The 14,819-nt window shown below is 45.2% G+C and carries 18 protein-coding genes; 15 read left to right on the top strand and 3 right to left on the bottom strand.

From position 1 onward, the window contains the following. Window positions 1–2: 2 nt before the first annotated feature. From BSEL_RS17800 to BSEL_RS14995, 12 genes are all read left to right on the top strand, one after another. Window positions 3–170 carry a hypothetical protein gene (locus tag BSEL_RS17800; RefSeq protein ID WP_013173860.1) on the top strand — a complete coding sequence of 56 codons (168 nt, stop codon included), beginning with the start codon at window positions 3–5 and terminating at the stop codon, window positions 168–170. Continuing rightward, entirely contained in the window at window positions 136–465 is a 330-nt protein-coding gene (locus BSEL_RS15035; RefSeq protein ID WP_013173859.1) for a hypothetical protein, read from the top strand. The genes BSEL_RS17800 and BSEL_RS15035 overlap by 35 nt, the downstream gene beginning before the upstream one ends. Then, complete coding sequence (locus BSEL_RS15030; protein ID WP_013173858.1) at window positions 465–1,763, top strand: DUF2800 domain-containing protein; 1,299 nt, start codon at window positions 465–467, stop codon at window positions 1,761–1,763. The genes BSEL_RS15035 and BSEL_RS15030 overlap by 1 nt, the downstream gene beginning before the upstream one ends. Continuing rightward, complete coding sequence (locus BSEL_RS17625; RefSeq protein ID WP_232970472.1) at window positions 1,684–1,947, top strand: zinc ribbon domain-containing protein; 264 nt, start codon at window positions 1,684–1,686, stop codon at window positions 1,945–1,947. The genes BSEL_RS15030 and BSEL_RS17625 overlap by 80 nt, the downstream gene beginning before the upstream one ends. After that, on the top strand, window positions 1,910–3,346 hold the full coding sequence (locus tag BSEL_RS15025) for a recombinase family protein (RefSeq protein ID WP_013173857.1): 1,437 nt from the start codon (window positions 1,910–1,912) through the stop codon (window positions 3,344–3,346). Before BSEL_RS17625 ends, BSEL_RS15025 begins: the two co-directional genes overlap by 38 nt. Window positions 3,347–4,002: 656 nt before the next feature. Then, the gene (locus tag BSEL_RS18255) at window positions 4,003–4,125 is read left to right on the top strand and encodes a hypothetical protein (RefSeq protein ID WP_269815726.1); all 123 of its coding nucleotides are present in this window, start codon (window positions 4,003–4,005) and stop codon (window positions 4,123–4,125) included. A 21-nt stretch (window positions 4,126–4,146) separates the two neighbouring features. Beyond that, window positions 4,147–4,782: a hypothetical protein gene (locus tag BSEL_RS15020; protein ID WP_013173856.1), complete on the top strand. Its 636-nt coding sequence runs from the start codon at window positions 4,147–4,149 to the stop codon at window positions 4,780–4,782. Window positions 4,783–5,192: 410 nt separating this feature from the next. Beyond that, window positions 5,193–5,423: a hypothetical protein gene (locus BSEL_RS15015; RefSeq protein ID WP_013173854.1), complete on the top strand. Its 231-nt coding sequence runs from the start codon at window positions 5,193–5,195 to the stop codon at window positions 5,421–5,423. A gap of 208 nt (window positions 5,424–5,631) precedes the next feature. Next, a protein-coding gene (locus BSEL_RS15005) for an IS3 family transposase (protein WP_095522123.1) occupies window positions 5,632–6,746 on the top strand; the annotation gives its coding sequence in 2 pieces (ribosomal slippage) (window positions 5,632–5,881 and window positions 5,881–6,746; 1,116 coding nt in all). Window positions 6,747–7,326: 580 nt separating this feature from the next. Continuing rightward, entirely contained in the window at window positions 7,327–7,524 is a 198-nt protein-coding gene (locus BSEL_RS15000; protein WP_013173853.1) for a DUF2281 domain-containing protein, read from the top strand. Between the two features lie 30 nt (window positions 7,525–7,554). Next, window positions 7,555–7,851, top strand: coding sequence for a type II toxin-antitoxin system PemK/MazF family toxin (locus tag BSEL_RS18395; protein ID WP_408643036.1), 297 nt, complete (start codon window positions 7,555–7,557; stop codon window positions 7,849–7,851). A 135-nt stretch (window positions 7,852–7,986) separates the two neighbouring features. Next, the gene (locus BSEL_RS14995) at window positions 7,987–8,217 is read left to right on the top strand and encodes a helix-turn-helix domain-containing protein (protein ID WP_013173852.1); all 231 of its coding nucleotides are present in this window, start codon (window positions 7,987–7,989) and stop codon (window positions 8,215–8,217) included. 416 nt (window positions 8,218–8,633) lie between these two features. Here BSEL_RS14995 and BSEL_RS14990 read toward each other — a convergent pair whose 3' ends face one another. Together BSEL_RS14990 and BSEL_RS14985 are read right to left on the bottom strand one after the other, a co-directional pair. Next, the gene (locus tag BSEL_RS14990; protein WP_013173851.1) at window positions 8,634–9,833 is read right to left on the bottom strand and encodes an ISL3 family transposase; all 1,200 of its coding nucleotides are present in this window, start codon (window positions 9,831–9,833) and stop codon (window positions 8,634–8,636) included. A 220-nt stretch (window positions 9,834–10,053) separates the two neighbouring features. After that, window positions 10,054–11,985: a fructose-bisphosphatase class III gene (locus tag BSEL_RS14985; RefSeq protein WP_013173850.1), complete on the bottom strand. Its 1,932-nt coding sequence runs from the start codon at window positions 11,983–11,985 to the stop codon at window positions 10,054–10,056. Between the two features lie 254 nt (window positions 11,986–12,239). On the opposite strand from BSEL_RS14985, the gene BSEL_RS18300 reads away from it, so the two are divergent. From BSEL_RS18300 to BSEL_RS18250, 3 genes are read left to right on the top strand one after another with little or no spacing between them, the layout of a single operon-like run. Beyond that, window positions 12,240–12,620, top strand: a complete 381-nt coding sequence (locus tag BSEL_RS18300; RefSeq protein WP_332870073.1) for an HAD family hydrolase — start codon at window positions 12,240–12,242, stop codon at window positions 12,618–12,620. A 6-nt stretch (window positions 12,621–12,626) separates the two neighbouring features. Continuing rightward, window positions 12,627–12,857, top strand: coding sequence for an HAD family hydrolase (locus BSEL_RS18295; RefSeq protein WP_332870072.1), 231 nt, complete (start codon window positions 12,627–12,629; stop codon window positions 12,855–12,857). 36 nt (window positions 12,858–12,893) lie between these two features. After that, window positions 12,894–13,019 (top strand): hypothetical protein, encoded by a 126-nt coding sequence (locus BSEL_RS18250; protein ID WP_013173849.1) that lies wholly within the window; start codon window positions 12,894–12,896, stop codon window positions 13,017–13,019. Between the two features lie 249 nt (window positions 13,020–13,268). On the opposite strand, the gene BSEL_RS14975 is transcribed toward BSEL_RS18250, so the two are convergent. After that, entirely contained in the window at window positions 13,269–14,714 is a 1,446-nt protein-coding gene (locus BSEL_RS14975) for an NADP-dependent glyceraldehyde-3-phosphate dehydrogenase (RefSeq protein ID WP_013173847.1), read from the bottom strand. Window positions 14,715–14,819 lie beyond the last annotated feature (105 nt).

Raw genomic sequence — 14,819 nt, 5'->3', positions numbered from 1 at the left:
ACATGAACCAAAAGGATCTCAAAACAGAAACGAGAGAAGAAATGGTCGGCGTCTTGACGGCAATCAGTATCGTGACGAAGCGGATGGCCCGACGCATGCAAGAAGAGGACGCCCAGATGAAAGGAGACAACGAACATGAGTCAAATGAAAAAAGCGCTCGTCGTCGCTGAGGATTTGGAGCGGGTGGCAGGGAGTATCCGGGATTTAGTTGCCGCACTCCATTCAGTGCCGGAACCCGTAAAACCAAATGAAACGAAAGCGGAAGTGGAGGCTAAAAGTGATCCACAGCCAACACTGGAGGAATTAAGAGCCTTGCTTCGCACCTTGGCGGAACAAGGAAAAACCGCAGATGTTAAAGCCCTGATTCAAACATTTGGGGTTGAGCGACTCACCGATGTGCCAAAGGATCAGTTCGCTGCCCTTCACACCCAGGCAAAAGCGCTCGCTGCGAAAGGCGACGCGTAATGAACCACGCAGGTCGCGCCCATGCCAAGCTTTCGACATCAGGCGCAAGTTGGTGGATGAACTGTCCGCCAAGCGTGAAACTCTCAGAACAGATTGAGGATACAACCAGTTTCTATGCCGAAGTAGGAACCTTTATGCATGAGCTATCCGAGCTTTATCTGGAGCGGTTCCTTGGCTCGATCACTGAGGAACAGTATATGAAGGAAAAGAAGGAACGACGTGAATCCCCTTTCTACACCCAGGCCATCGATGATGCGGTCCAAGCGTATGTCGATACGGTCATTGAGCGGATCAACGAAGCAAGAGCCTTGCAATCGGACGCCTTGGTGCGAATCGAAGAACGTGTTGATTTCAGTCCATGGGTACCGGAAGGCTTTGGAACTGGAGATGTGCTCATCGTCACTGATGGGCTCCTGGAAATCATCGACTTAAAAGGCGGCGAAGGCGTGAAGGTCTATGCAGAAGGCAATCCACAAATGCGGTTGTATGCATTGGGCGCGTTGAATGGTTATGGCTTTCTGTATCACATTGACACCGTTCAAATGACGATTGTGCAACCGAGATTGGATCACCTTTCAACGGATGAGATGACCGCAGAAGCATTACTCAATTGGGCGGAGACTGAAGTGAAACCGAAAGCAGAGCTCGCTTTTAACGGTCTGGGTGAGTTCCTGCCTGGCGCCCATTGCCAGTTCTGCAAGGTGAGTGCAACCTGCCGCGCCCGTGCAGAAGAACGTCAGAAACTCGCCTGTTTGGATTTCAAAGAACCGCCGCTATTGACAGATGAAGAGGTCTCCCAAGTTTTACGTGAAGTGGATGAGCTTGTGAATTGGGCCAAGCAAGTTCAGGAATATGCCCTCAAAACCGCAATGAAAGAGAACAAGCAATGGCCAGGGATGAAGCTTGTTCAGGGTAGAGGCAGTCGGGTTTACACCGATGAAAAAGCAATCATCAGCACCTTGAAAGAAGCCGGGATGGAAGAGCATCAGCTTTTCAAACAGACCCTCAAGCCCATCACGAATATGGAGAAAATGCTTGGGAAGAAGACGTTTCAAGATCTTGTGGGTCATCTCATTACGAAGACCCCAGGGAAGTTAAAACTGGTTGAAACCGAAGACGGTCGCCCGGCAGCCAAAACATCCGCACGAACCGATTATGTCAAAAGACGTGTGGCAGGCCGTGCAAGAAGAACGGTTGAGAAGAAAACGGAATCACCAGATGAACAAGCGCTATCCAGCCAGCGGCAAACTCTTCTGCAGCAAGTGTGGAGGATCCTTAAAGCGACGGGTTTGGAATAAAGGGAAATCGTACGAAACGATCGTGTGGCAATGCAGTACCTATATTCAACAAGGCAAACAAGCATGCGATGGAACGACTGTGAAAGATAAGGTATTACCGCATTTAGATTTCAACCACCAATGGATGATAGAGGAGGCAAAAGCCAATGGGGAAAACCATTACCGTTATACCCGCAAAGAGTAGACAGAGCGAAGACCAGACCAGCGTATCAAAAAAGCGCGTCGCAGCCTACTGCCGAGTTTCAACGGATCACGCTGAACAGCTCTCTAGTTACGAAGCGCAGGTGAAGTATTATACCGACCACATCGAGAACCATCCTGAGTATGACTTGGCGGGGATTTACGCCGATGAAGGGATTTCCGGCACATCGACGAAGAAGCGCGAACAGTTCAACAAGATGATTGAGGACTGCCATCAAGGGAAGATTGACCGGATCATCACAAAGTCCATCTCCCGGTTCGCTCGAAACACCCTGGACTGTCTGAACTACGTGAGGCAGTTGAAGGATCTCGGTGTGGGGATCATCTTTGAGAAAGAAAACATCGATACGCTGGATGCGAAAGGTGAGGTCCTCCTCAGCATTCTATCGAGTCTGGCCCAGGACGAGAGTCGATCCATCTCCGAGAACGCATCCTGGGGGATTCGCAGACGGTTTGAGTCGGGCCAGGCGCAAATCAACCATGCCCGGTTCCTGGGCTATGAGAAGAATACCGATGGCGAGTTAACGATCGTGCCTTCCGAAGCGGAGACGGTGAAGCGCATCTACCACGACTTTCTCGATGGTAAAGGGGCGGTACAAATTGCAGAAGAGTTGAAGGAGGAAGGCATACCGGGCTGGAACGGCGAATCGAAGTGGCGGGCAAGCACCATTGAACGGATGCTCGAGAATGAAGAGTACAAAGGCGACGTCTTGATGCAGAAGACGTACACGGTTGACTTCCTCACACGAAAGCGGATGAAGAATGAAGGGGAGTTGCCGATGTACCTAATTGAAGACAACCACCCCGCCATCATTGAGCGTGATACATGGGAGGCAGTCCAGCTGGAGAAGCAGCGGAGAATCGCTTTCGTTGAAGAGACAGGATCCAAGAAGATGACCTTCAACGGTGATGACTATGTATTCTTCGGGAAAGTCATCTGCGGTCACTGCGGCAGCGCTTTTGGCAGACGGACATGGCATGCCAACGACCCGAATGCAAGACGGCATGTCTGGCTCTGTAAGAACCGGTACGTGAAAGGGGAGAAGCGTTGCCGGGTCAAGAACCATCATGTGAATGATCTGGACTTAGCACCGGCGTTTATGCAGGCATTGAAGGAGTTGCTCAATCAGAACAACATAAAAAAATGGACCGAGGCCAAAGAACAGGCAGATCCACTACTCAACTATAAGCTGGATCAGTTCATCGAGCTGGCTAGGAGCCAACAAGGATTGAGTGACTATCAACCGGAGCTGGTCCGACGGTTCCTGGAACGTGTGGTGATCGAGGATAAACAGACGCTTCGGTTTCACTTCTTGGATGGGGCCGTGGTCGAAATGAAGGCAAATCGTTATGCGGAAGGGTGGAAGAACCGAATAAAATAAATATTTTAACAAAATATAACGAAAGGAGGATACCTTTTGATTAAATGCCATTTTAATCTATTTATGAGAAACGAAAGAAGGGATGATCTTTTTTACTTTCAAGTTTTCACGATGTGGAAATTTGTGGAAAAATGTCGAATATTCCTTTTTTAGGACATTTGTTGGATCAATCAAGCAGTCTGAACAGGATGATAAAAAATGGTAAGGTGGATGTAATTCCAAATAAAGGCGGTGAGAGGTATGAGTGTTTATCATGATTCGGGTTAGGTAAAGTGGGAAGAAAAAACTTTGATTGTGGAAGTTCTAAAAGAATCCGTTAAAAGAAAGCCGTTTACTAATCAAAGTTAGAAAGCATCAGCTCGTGTGTTCAAACTTCGTGCAATTGAACGATCCGTTCCTTGAATTCTTTCGTGAATTGTCTCGTTTGCCGGTTGTTGTAAAATAATTCTCTTCGATTTGTATTTGGACCAATTGTACGGGACCTTAACGAATCTGTCCAACTAAGTGTAACCGATCCACCCCAAATCAATTTGGGTTACAATTTTTTCAATTACAATAAGAAACAGGTGACAAACTTACAGTTTGAGGGAGGTGAAATTGATAGATTTAAAATATACGGAACTGAAATCTTTTAATATCTGAGGGGAATGATAGGTATGGCTTTTAGAAAAATGATGGTAAGTATTTTAGTAATTTTAATGTTTGCATCTTTGTTCGTAGGTACAGTTTTTGCCGATAACGGAACGCCAGGAAACTCACCAGAAGATCATTTAAAATAAGCTAAGAACTATATATTATATTTGGAGAATTATGATATTGAAGAAGCATTAAGGTTAGGAATCGATGAGGCTTATGTGGAAGAAGCTGTGGAAGAAGCTGATAAGGTTTTGGAGCAATTTTTAGCATTGGAACGAAATGAGCAAAATAGTTTTTTGAGATTAATGCGAACCCCTGAGCAGATATTTAAAAAAGCTGAAAATAAGGAAGACCCTGATGTTACATGGGAGATGAAAGAAATAGAGACCATAGATTATGAAACAGATTTTTCTTTTGGTATAATGAGCAGTTTATCAGCCCGAACAATTTCTCACACAGGAACATTGACATTACTTGGCATTACTTGGACTCGGTACAAAATAGATGGTAGGTATAGGTATAGTAACTTCAGTGCAAGTACACACCTATGGACGAACGCATATGTAGATCGAAATTACAATCCTACGGTTACACATACTAAACAAAGAGAAGAGGGGGAAATTACTCAGGGTGTGTATTATGGCGAAGGTAAATTCTCTTACAAAATTGGAGTCATAGGGACAGGTTGGGGTGCTACAATTGGAGACGTTACCATAAGGGTGAGAGGTAATCATAATGGTAAGCAGGGGGGGGACCTTCACTACAAGAGCCTTCTAAAGACCTCAGTAATTAATTCATAGTGAAATGAGGAAATAATTCTATGTCAAAAAAGACGTTTCTAATCATAGTTTTCTCAATTGTAGGGCTAAGTCTTTTCTTTGCTTTAGTAGGCGTGGGTGCCGTCGTCTTTAACTAAATCTACTTGTTAAATAGAGGTTACTGAATAGCTGTAACGGCTAGAAAAAAAGGGGGGGGACACTTTTCCGCAAAAACAGGTAATCATTTCGCGGAATTGTATTGAGGATTCGGAACTCTGGGTGCTGTTGAGCATATTTGTGGACTTGGCGGCAATGCTTATTGTACTTATGCTGGATTTATGATTGGTATTGGTGGTTTAATGCCGTGGTTTGGCGGTATTTATGGAGCGGCTTGCGCTGTCGTCTTTTACTTTGGCTGTCCATAATCTAAAAACTATAAAAGAGGGTTATATATGCAAATTACACAGCTTTCAAAAAAAGAACTTGTTTTAGCTGCTATAGGATACTTGGCGATTCCGATCGCTGTGTTATACGGATTAGATGCCTGGGTAAACTTTCTCTCTAATAATGGAGTTACCTGGTCAATGATTATTTTTCCATTTTTCGCATCTGTAGCGATCATCTGCATATCCACTTTTGCAAAAGAAAGAAAGAAAAGGAAGCATACAAGTCAGCTAAGTTAAATTTAGTCACCCTTCCCTATAACCTTGATTGACGTTGTGGATGCAGAGGATAAGAAAATTGATTTCAAAGGGATAGCATATTATCGATACTATAACATGAACCTAAGTGAACTTAGCAATAATAAGTCTGGATCGGTTACACTTAGTTGGACAGATTCGTTAAGGTCCCGTACACTTGGTTCAAATACAAACCAAGGAGAGCTGTTTTATGACAACTCGCAAACGGAGAAGTTTCACAAAGGAATTCAAAGAACAGATCGTGCAACTGCATCAAGCTGGCAAGCCCCGATCCGAACTCATCAAAGAATACGAGCTGACGCCTTCTGCCTTTGATAAATGGGTTAGGCAATACCAGGGTAGTGGATCTTTCAAGGAAAAGGATAACCGTACGTCTGTTGAAGAAGAGCTGTTACAGCTCAAGAAAGAAAATAAACAGCTGACCATGGAAAATGATATTTTAAAGCAAGCCGCGCTGATCATAGGACGAAAGTAAATGTAATCAAGGCTAATCGTTACAAATACTCGGTATCAGCAATGTGCGACGTCCTACAAATTGCAAGAAGCTCATTCTATTACGAATCCAAACGGCAAAATGAATCAGAGCAAGAAGAACTGACAGAATTGATCGTAAGCATTTTCATGAAGAGTCGTAAGATCTATGGTCAACGGAAGATCAAAGCTGAATTGAAAAGAGCTGGATGGACGGTGTCGAGACGCCGTATCAAGCGGATCATGGCTGAACAGGGTTTGGTATCAAAGTATACCGTAGCTCAATTTAAACCTTCAAAATCTAGCTGCAATGAATCCGAAACAGGCAACACACTGGACCGGAAGTTTGATCAGGACGACGAATTAAGCGTTGTTGTCAGCGATTTAACGTATGTCCGCGTGAACAAAGCATGGCATTATATTTGTGTATTAGTCGATTTATATAATCGTGAGATTATTGGGTTCAGCGCCGGGCCTCATAAAACCGCTGAATTAGTTCAAACTGCCTTTGCATCCGTCCCCTACAATCTAAATCGGATCGAGATCTTTCATACAGACAGAGGCACTGAGTTTAAAAATCACCTGATCGACCAGGCACTCGATACCTTCGGTATTACCAGATCATTGAGTGACAAAGGAACGCCCTATGACAATGCCGTAGCTGAAGCCACATTCAAGACCATCAAGATCGAATTCGTTCGTGGTGCGGTTTTTTCTAGCCAACAAGAACTTGATCTTGAACTTTTTGATTATGTGAACTGGTTCAACAATATTCGAATTCACGGATCATTGGATTATTTATCACCAGCTGAATACAAGTCAACGGGACCTTAATTTTTTTGTCCGATTTAGTGTTGACATACCAGTCAGAAGAATTTCCAGTTCAAACATACAGTGTAACTGCTAGACTAAAGTGAACATAAACTGCTTGATAGAATTATAACGCTTTCCGCTCAAAAGCCCTTTTCTCCATTAACAAACACACCTCCTAATTTAACCTTAACTGACTATAGCCATTTTTAAAGGGGGGGACACTTTTCCGCAAAAACAGGCAATCATTTCGCGGAATTGTATTGAGTTGTTCCACAATCACACGTGGAAGCGGTCACCGTGATGTACAGGGAAGGCTGAAAGCCCGCGGTGTAGAGGGATTTTGAAAATAGGTGAGTAGACGAACGCTCTTCGGGGAAGATCCTGCAGGGCGTTTTTTGCGTTAAGGGTTAAGAATGTGAAAGGGATACCTTTTCAAAAGTTGTTTCTTTATCAAAATAATTGGCATCCTCGCGTGGAATAATCGGGACATGATACGATCATCAGAGGCCAACGGTATAGATGAGATCCAATTACAATTGGTTTGAAGGGATTTAGAGTGATATAATGAAAATAAATCTCCATGGAAGAGGCGGTGAGTATCGTGAACACAGCTAAAGAGAGATTGCTGAAAATCATTGATGAAATTCCTGAACGAGAAGTTAATGAAATATTGGATTATGCGGAATATCTTAAACTGAAAAGTGAAAAACGTTTGTCGGCAGATTTAGTAAAAGCGAGCGAGAGCAGCATTGATTTTTGGGACAATGAGATTGATGATGAGGTTTGGAATGATGCCTAAACAAGGTGACATTATTCTAGTGCCTATACCATTCAGGATTTATCAAATCGTAAACAACGGCCGGTACTGATTATTTCAAACGACGATTATAACTCTAATACAGAAGATGTTATTGTTGCAGCCATTACATCTCAACTTAAAAACACTGATTATTCAGTTATTATTGAACAAAAAGACTTAGAAGAAGGTCTTATAAAAGTAAAGTCTGCTGTCAGAACAGATAAAATATATACCCTATCAAAAGGCATTATTCGAAAGAAATTTGGAAAAGTCAGGCCGGAAGTCTTGCAATATGTACGAAATAACATTAACGAATTGATTCAATAAAACGCTGTCCTGACTCCAGTATGTTGATGCTTTCCTGCGTCGATACCCTTGTAGGTCAACAACAAAGTTGACTTTTCCTCAGCGGATGTCAGATTATTGTAACTGCCAGACTAAATCGAGGATTCAAGCCGAAAGATGAACCAGGAATTACGAGAATCATTGATTACACTTCGGTTGGAGATGGGATTAACACAGAAAGAATTCGCAGAATTAACTGGTGAAAAGCAACCTTTGATATCCCGATTGGAAAATGGGTCACAGAATATCACAGTTCAAAAACTGCAACGTATCCTGGAAAGGACCCATACAGGAGCAAAGCTGAAAATCGAATTCAAGAAAGAAGAAGTGGACACGATGGCACATTAACCTTAAACGTTTCTCATAAACTGCGCGCTTCAGGAGCAATCCTGGAGTGCGCTTTCGTTATTCTATTAAATCTTGTCACGTGAACGATCCGGATTTGACTCCGGCTTTTTTGGAAACACTGATCACGTAATCTTTCTAATAAAATACAAAAAATAGCAAGAATAAAAAAGTTGTCGATTGAGTACTTTAGCGTGTTCATTTTCTCCTCGAGGAAGGAGTGGAATTGATCCTGACCTTTGATGCGAAACAGAGTCAAAGCATGTGTTAATTGCAAAAATAAAGTATACAAAATGTAAAATTAAAAACACAGGCAGTCACCAAGATTGATTGCCAATGACTTCACTCATCTGAGGAGGTAAGGTTTACAGGGGGCAAAATCAATTTTTGTTGGTTCTTTGTCAAATGTGGTGGTGGGATTAAGATCCCATCGCCATTTTCATTTCCTGGTTCCACAAAATCTTATTCCTCATTCTCTCGAAATTCTTGATCCCGTAAGAAGTACGTTTCATGACTTTAATCGTGTTATTAACGCCTTCGATATAGCCGTTGTTAAAAGGATACATAAAAGCCTGCAGGATCTCCTGTCGCCAGTTCATGAAGGTTTTGCGAACCCTTTTGAATCCTTCTGTGTTTGAAGCCCTCAGGGCTTCAAGGCATTTGTCGAGCTGCTTCGATGCGGTTTCGTGATCGCTTTCTCTGAACCACTGTTCCATCAGGTTTTTCAGCTCATATGCTTCTCTTAATTTCGGGTCAATTTGAAGAAGCTTCTCCACTTTCAGTTTTTGTTCTTCGTTCAGATCATAATGAGATTTCCACAACAGCTTCTTGCTCCGCTTCATATGAATCCGGCTTTTTTTATCCAGCTCTCCCTGTACGTCGCGTCTGACCTCGTCGAGTGCCCAATACACCTGTCTCATGAAATGAAACCGATCTGCGATGATCAGGGGATCTCCCAATACGTCACGCACCGCTTTCTTAAACCATTTTGACAGGTCCATGACCACGATTTCGACCCCACTCGTGTCACAGGACCGGAGGTATTTTTTGATCGTATCCACCTTCCGATCCGGAAGAATATCGACGATTTCTTTTCGCTCCACATCAACGATGATGGTTTGAAACCGTTCGCCTCCGGCGTCTCCCTTGAATTCGTCAATGGCAATCGCTCTCGGTAATACTGTCGGTGTTTTCATCTCTCTTCGATCGAAGAGGCGTATAAGACGCGTGACCGAAATCCCAGCCCAGCGGGCTGCCGTTGTAAAAGAGCTGTCGGCTGCATACATGAGCGCTTCATTTTGCACGCTCGTTAGCGCCCTCTGATAGCGCTCAATCATCTGTAACCGTTCATAGAACGTCTTGCCGCACTCCCCGCATGCATACCGCCGTTTACGAAGGCTGACCGTCACTTTCCCCTGCACCAGTCTTGGCCCTTGAATCATCTGATTTCGATACCCATGGACCCGTTTTGTTTTATTGCCGCATGACGGACATTTTTGCTTTCTCTTCTCTGTGTAAAGGTCCGCTCGCAATATCTGTTCATCTTCGTAAGAGACATCCCACACCTTCACGTTCCCGTCTTTAATCCACAACATTTCTATGATAAAATGATCGTGCATCCGTTCTCTCTCCTCTCCTTATTGGTTCGCATCTTTAGGGTATCAAAGGTGAGAGAACGGTGCATTTTTTTATGCGCTGAAAACCATTGCCACGAAAGGGAACACCACCACATTCATTATAGAGCCTTTTTGTTTGCTGTGGTTAAGCTGTCAGAAGGCGGGAAGGGCGCCATCCACATATGGATACCGCCCTTTTGATGCAGGTTGTTTTCGTTGGCTGTCAGCTCATATAGCGGTACGACATCAAACTCTTTAAGATGGCCACTTCCTGCAACAGTTCTTTTCCGACATTGGTTTCCCGGACCTTTTTTCGCACAAGTTCCTTATCGACCAGCCGTTTGACGGATAATACATCAGTTCCGTTTTGGAGAACATCTTCTTTTGAATGAAAATGTTTATGGGCCACGAGTTGCATCCCGTAGGAATTGTACAGCAAGGTGTAGCCGGCGATCCCGGTATCTGACTGATAAGCCTTGGAGAAGCCGCCATCGATGACGATCATCTTTCCATTTGCCTTCACAGGACTTTCCCCGCTCCGTTCTTTCACGGGCGTGTGGCCGTTGACGATATGTCCCTGATCCGGATTGAGGTCAAATTCCTCCAGGATTTTTCTGCATGTTTCTTCTTTTTCCCGTAAATAGTAGTACGGGTTCTTTCGCTCCGTGTGGGCTTCTTTGTCGCTGATGAAATACCGTTCGAAGGTAGTCATTTCCCGTTTTCCAAACAGGGAGGAATATTCCCCCGTCCATAGATACCAGACCATGTCTGTCGCCAGATCATCCGTTTCCTGCGGATTGGCATAGGCTATACGCAAGTAGCGTTCAAATACGTCCAGCAAGTCGCGGCCTGAATAGGTTTCTCCATCAATGTCCATATTCTCCATGTTGCCCGATTCATCCAATGGAATACAGCCGTGGATTAATAAGTTGCCGTTGTATCTTAAATAGAGATTGCCTGATTTCATGAGAAAATTCATGTGCCTAGCGAGCTTCTCCGAATGCTGAACGGAAAACAACAGCTTGTCGATGACTTTCTGTTCTTCTTCAAGCAGCTGATCAGGCTGTGCCGGATTCACTGTGGCAAAGCAGGTGTGTTCAAGGGGATACGTTTTCCCGTAGATGGTGATCTCCATCTTGTCGTAATCGATTTTTTCGAGTAAAAGCCGCTCTGACATATTAAAATTGGGACGTCGCTTGATGATCGGCATTTCGAGTTTGAACTGAATCATGGCGATGGCCTGCTGGATTTTTGAGATCTGGTTTCGCTCATGCTCAGAGAGCGGTTCACCGGAATCACTCTTCGGCATAAATTTCGGGTTGCTGTCATAGTATTTTTCCGCAAGATTTAACAGAGGCCTAAGGTTGATCCCGTATGCATCTTCAATAATATCCAAATTGTCGTAACGGGCACATATGCGGATGATATTCGCCAGACAGACTTTTGAACCGGCATAGGCACCCATCCAGAGGACATCGTGATTGCCCCACTGGATATCAACGGAATGGTAGTTGATGAGGGCATCCATGATCTTGTCGGGCTCGGGGCCACGGTCGTATATATCACCGACGACATGCAGGTGGTCAACGACGAGACGCTGCGTCGTATAGGCAAGGCCGGCAATCAGTTTGTCCGCCTGTCCAAGGGAAATAATCTGTCGGACGATCTCTGAATAGTAGTCTTTCTTGCTGGTGAATTCTTCGGTTTTGTATAAAAGCTCCTGGATGATGTAGACAAACTGAGGAGGCAATTCTTTGCGGAGCTTCGAGCGTGTGTATTTAAAAGAGGCAAAGGAGATCAGTCTTATCATATGCCCGATGGTTTCCGTATACCATGCGTTTAATTCATCCCTGTTACTAAATTGACTCTTGATTAAAGGTATTTTTTCGTCGGGATAATAGACCAGTGTCGCGAACTCTGTGATTTCCGCTTCGGAAAATTCATCTTGAAACAGGTCTTTAATTTTCTCTTTAACATTCCCTGATCCGTTTCGCAGCACATGCTGAAACGCCTGGTACTCCCCGTGCAGATCACTGACAAAATGTTCGGTGCCTTTCGGCAGATTGAGAATGGCTTCAAGCTTAATGATTTCCGTGACAACTTTCTCCTCACTGTCATAGCGCTGAGCCAACAGATCCAGCATCTTCGTATCCATCCTATGGACTCCCCCTTATTGATCCTTAATGCGTTCTTGGCGCATCTGGTCTGTCAAACATGTAAGCGTCATCCTGATTATCATAATTTCATAATAACATACTCTTTCTGATTGGATTATATTGAGGAACGTAAAAATATCAGCATGACAGAGGGTGTCCGTACAAGAGGATAAAAACTGTTAAAATGGAATTGTGGGATGCAATTGGAAGAGGTATCTACAGCGTTGAAAAAAACGATGAGGTGAAGCTTCGAATGGACAGTGTGATTTTTGATTTGGATGGGACGATTTGGGATCCGGTTGATACCGTTTTACATGCTTGGAACAGCTGTATCAGAGAGTGCAGTCAAGTGAAGATGGTATTGTCTCGAGCGGATGTTGAGCAAACAATGGGATTGCAAATGGAGGAAATCAGTATGAGGTTGTTTCCTGATTTGCATAAAGAATGCCGGAATCAGCTGATCGCCGATTGCTTTGATGCAGAATTGGGGTATCTGGAGAAACAGGGAGGCATGCTTTATCCGAATGTCAGGAAGGTATTGGAAATATTGGCGGAGCACTGCAAACTGTGCATCGTAAGCAACTGCCAGGATGGCTACATAGAATTTTTTTTTAAGTTCCATAACCTGGGTTAATACTTCGTGGATTATGAGAATCCGGGAAGAACGGGGCTTTCAAAAGGAGAAAATATAAAGCTGATCATCGAAAGAAATCATTTGTTTAATCCCGTGTATGTCGGAGATACGGAAGGTGATTTACAGGCCTCAAGATATGCGGGTGTTCCCTTTGTGTATGCAGCATACGGTTTCGGTCATGTACGTGAATACGATGATGTGATTGAGGGTTTTGATGAACTGTTAAACATTTTGTGAAACGGGTTTTAAAAGGACTTCTGTGGAGGAGACAGAATGGGCAAGCGGGATCCGGACATGCAGAGAAACATCATCATGGTCGAATTGGCCTTGCTCGCGGTTCTCTTTGGCTGTTTATCGGAATATCCGGATCAGGAGAACGATCCCGCCGGCGATGAATAGCAGGATGGAGAGGAGAAAGAGGACCATATTCGGATGGATGGACAAAAGCATGTTGGGGCCTCCTTTCAGGGCAGAAGTGCGTTCACACTGTGTTTCTGCTTTACAGTATACAGGAAACGGGACGGGAAGACAGCAGATGAAAACAGAGAGATTGCAAGCATGACTGAATGATTGTGCTGAAAGAAAAAGAACCGTCAAAAGCCCGACTCGGGTCATTTGACGGTTCTTTTCGTCTGGATCCTGTGCGGATCAGAGGTTCAGGACGATGACTTTATCACGGAGCATGGAGTCGATGCTTCGACCAATGCCCTGTACGCCCTGGCCTGAATTTTTCACACCGAGGAATGGGAAGTGGTCAGGTCCGCGGGATGTTTTGCCGTTGATCTGAACGGTTCCGACGTTCATCCGCTCGGACAGGGTGAAGGCTGTCTCCATGTCTGTTGTGAAGATACTCGCCTGCAGGCCATACTCGTTTCGTTTCTCGAGATCGATGGCTTCGAGTTCACTTTCGACACGCATAATCGGCAGTACCGGCCCGAACTGTTCTTCCCATGCCACGTCCATGTCTTCTGTGACATGATCCAGAACAGTCGGTGAAAGCAGGTTTTTCTCATGGGCGCCGGTATGGACGACAGTTGCCCCTTTTGCCTTGGCATCGTCAATCAGGGCGGTGACGAAGTCTGCGCTCTTTTGATCGATCATCGGGATGATGTCTGCATCATCTGTGGAGTACCCGACTTTCAGGTTGGCCACATGGCTTCGGATCTCTTCAGCAAGCTCGTCTGCCACATCATTCATGACCATTACCCGCTTGATCGCTGTACAACGCTGACCGGAGTAGCTAAAGGCTCCGCCGACGATTTCTTTGGCGGCCTTCTTCAGATCGGCGTCGCTCAGAACGATGGCCGGATCTTTCCCGCCAAGTTCGAGAACGACTGGGATCATGGACGCCTGTTTGGCAATGTGCTGGCCGGTGGCGGTACCGCCGGTGAAGGTGATCATATCGAGCTTGTCATGGGTCACGACGAAGTCGCCGATCACGGAGCCGCGGCCGGTGACGATGTTCAGGACACCTTTTGGCAGGCCGGCTTTGACCAGGGCTTTGACCATCAGGATGCCGCTGATGGCTCCCTGGGTTGCCGGTTTGAAGACGACGGTATTCCCGGTAACGAGGGCCGGTGCGATTTTTGAAGCGGCGAGATTGACCGGGTAGTTGAACGGAGAAATGGCCAGCACGACGCCGTGCGGTACTTTCTGGACCATGGCCTTCGTGGAGCGCGATGCTCCGGGGAAAGCGTCTCCCTGAATGAAGCTGCCGTGGGTCCTGAGCCCTTCTTCAGCTGTGTGCCGGATCAGCTGTGCGGTCCGTTTCACTTCACTCTTCGCTGAAGAAAAAGTTTTGCCCACTTCAAGCTGGATCATGGCGCCGATCTCGTCGGCCATGCTGTCGAGTTCGTCTGCCCAGCGGTGCAGAAGATCCGAGCGCTCGTGGACTTCTGTGGCGGCCCAGTTCTCCTGGACATCGGCTGTCAGATTGACCGCGTCGTTGACCTCGTCCTGGGACATGGCCGGAACGCTTCCGACGAGGTTGCCGTTATCCGGAGAGTATATATCAACGGTATTGCCCGTTGCGCTTTCTTTCCATTCATTGTTATACAAAAAAGGGTGAATGGCTGGTTCTGTTTGCTTTGTCATGCTTGATCACTCGCTTTCTTGAAAATCACGGCGGATAACACTTCCGCTGTGTTGTTTTCTATATAAACATGTGAAAACACTTACAAACAAGCGCTTTGCTCAATT

Origin of the sequence: [Bacillus] selenitireducens MLS10 (assembly GCF_000093085.1) — a bacterium.
GTDB classification, from domain to species: domain Bacteria; phylum Bacillota; class Bacilli; order Bacillales; family Salisediminibacteriaceae; genus Salisediminibacterium; species Salisediminibacterium selenitireducens.
This window is presented reverse-complemented; position numbering and strand designations above follow the sequence as displayed.

What these genes read in the sequence shown, in the direction of transcription:
- BSEL_RS17800 (WP_013173860.1), top strand. Translation starts at nt 3, where the DNA reads ATGAACCAAAAGGATCTCAAAACAGAAACGAGAGAAGAAATGGTCGGC.
- BSEL_RS15035 (WP_013173859.1), top strand. Translation starts at nt 136, where the DNA reads ATGAGTCAAATGAAAAAAGCGCTCGTCGTCGCTGAGGATTTGGAGCGG.
- BSEL_RS15030 (WP_013173858.1), top strand. Translation starts at nt 465, where the DNA reads ATGAACCACGCAGGTCGCGCCCATGCCAAGCTTTCGACATCAGGCGCA.
- BSEL_RS17625 (WP_232970472.1), top strand. Translation starts at nt 1,684, where the DNA reads ATGAACAAGCGCTATCCAGCCAGCGGCAAACTCTTCTGCAGCAAGTGT.
- BSEL_RS15025 (WP_013173857.1), top strand. Translation starts at nt 1,910, where the DNA reads ATGGGGAAAACCATTACCGTTATACCCGCAAAGAGTAGACAGAGCGAA.
- BSEL_RS18255 (WP_269815726.1), top strand. Translation starts at nt 4,003, where the DNA reads ATGGCTTTTAGAAAAATGATGGTAAGTATTTTAGTAATTTTAATGTTT.
- BSEL_RS15015 (WP_013173854.1), top strand. Translation starts at nt 5,193, where the DNA reads ATGCAAATTACACAGCTTTCAAAAAAAGAACTTGTTTTAGCTGCTATA.
- BSEL_RS14995 (WP_013173852.1), top strand. Translation starts at nt 7,987, where the DNA reads ATGAACCAGGAATTACGAGAATCATTGATTACACTTCGGTTGGAGATG.
- BSEL_RS14990 (WP_013173851.1), bottom strand. Translation starts at nt 9,833, where the DNA reads ATGCACGATCATTTTATCATAGAAATGTTGTGGATTAAAGACGGGAAC.
- BSEL_RS14985 (WP_013173850.1), bottom strand. Translation starts at nt 11,985, where the DNA reads ATGGATACGAAGATGCTGGATCTGTTGGCTCAGCGCTATGACAGTGAG.
- BSEL_RS18300 (WP_332870073.1), top strand. Translation starts at nt 12,240, where the DNA reads ATGGACAGTGTGATTTTTGATTTGGATGGGACGATTTGGGATCCGGTT.
- BSEL_RS18250 (WP_013173849.1), top strand. Translation starts at nt 12,894, where the DNA reads ATGGGCAAGCGGGATCCGGACATGCAGAGAAACATCATCATGGTCGAA.
- BSEL_RS14975 (WP_013173847.1), bottom strand. Translation starts at nt 14,714, where the DNA reads ATGACAAAGCAAACAGAACCAGCCATTCACCCTTTTTTGTATAACAAT.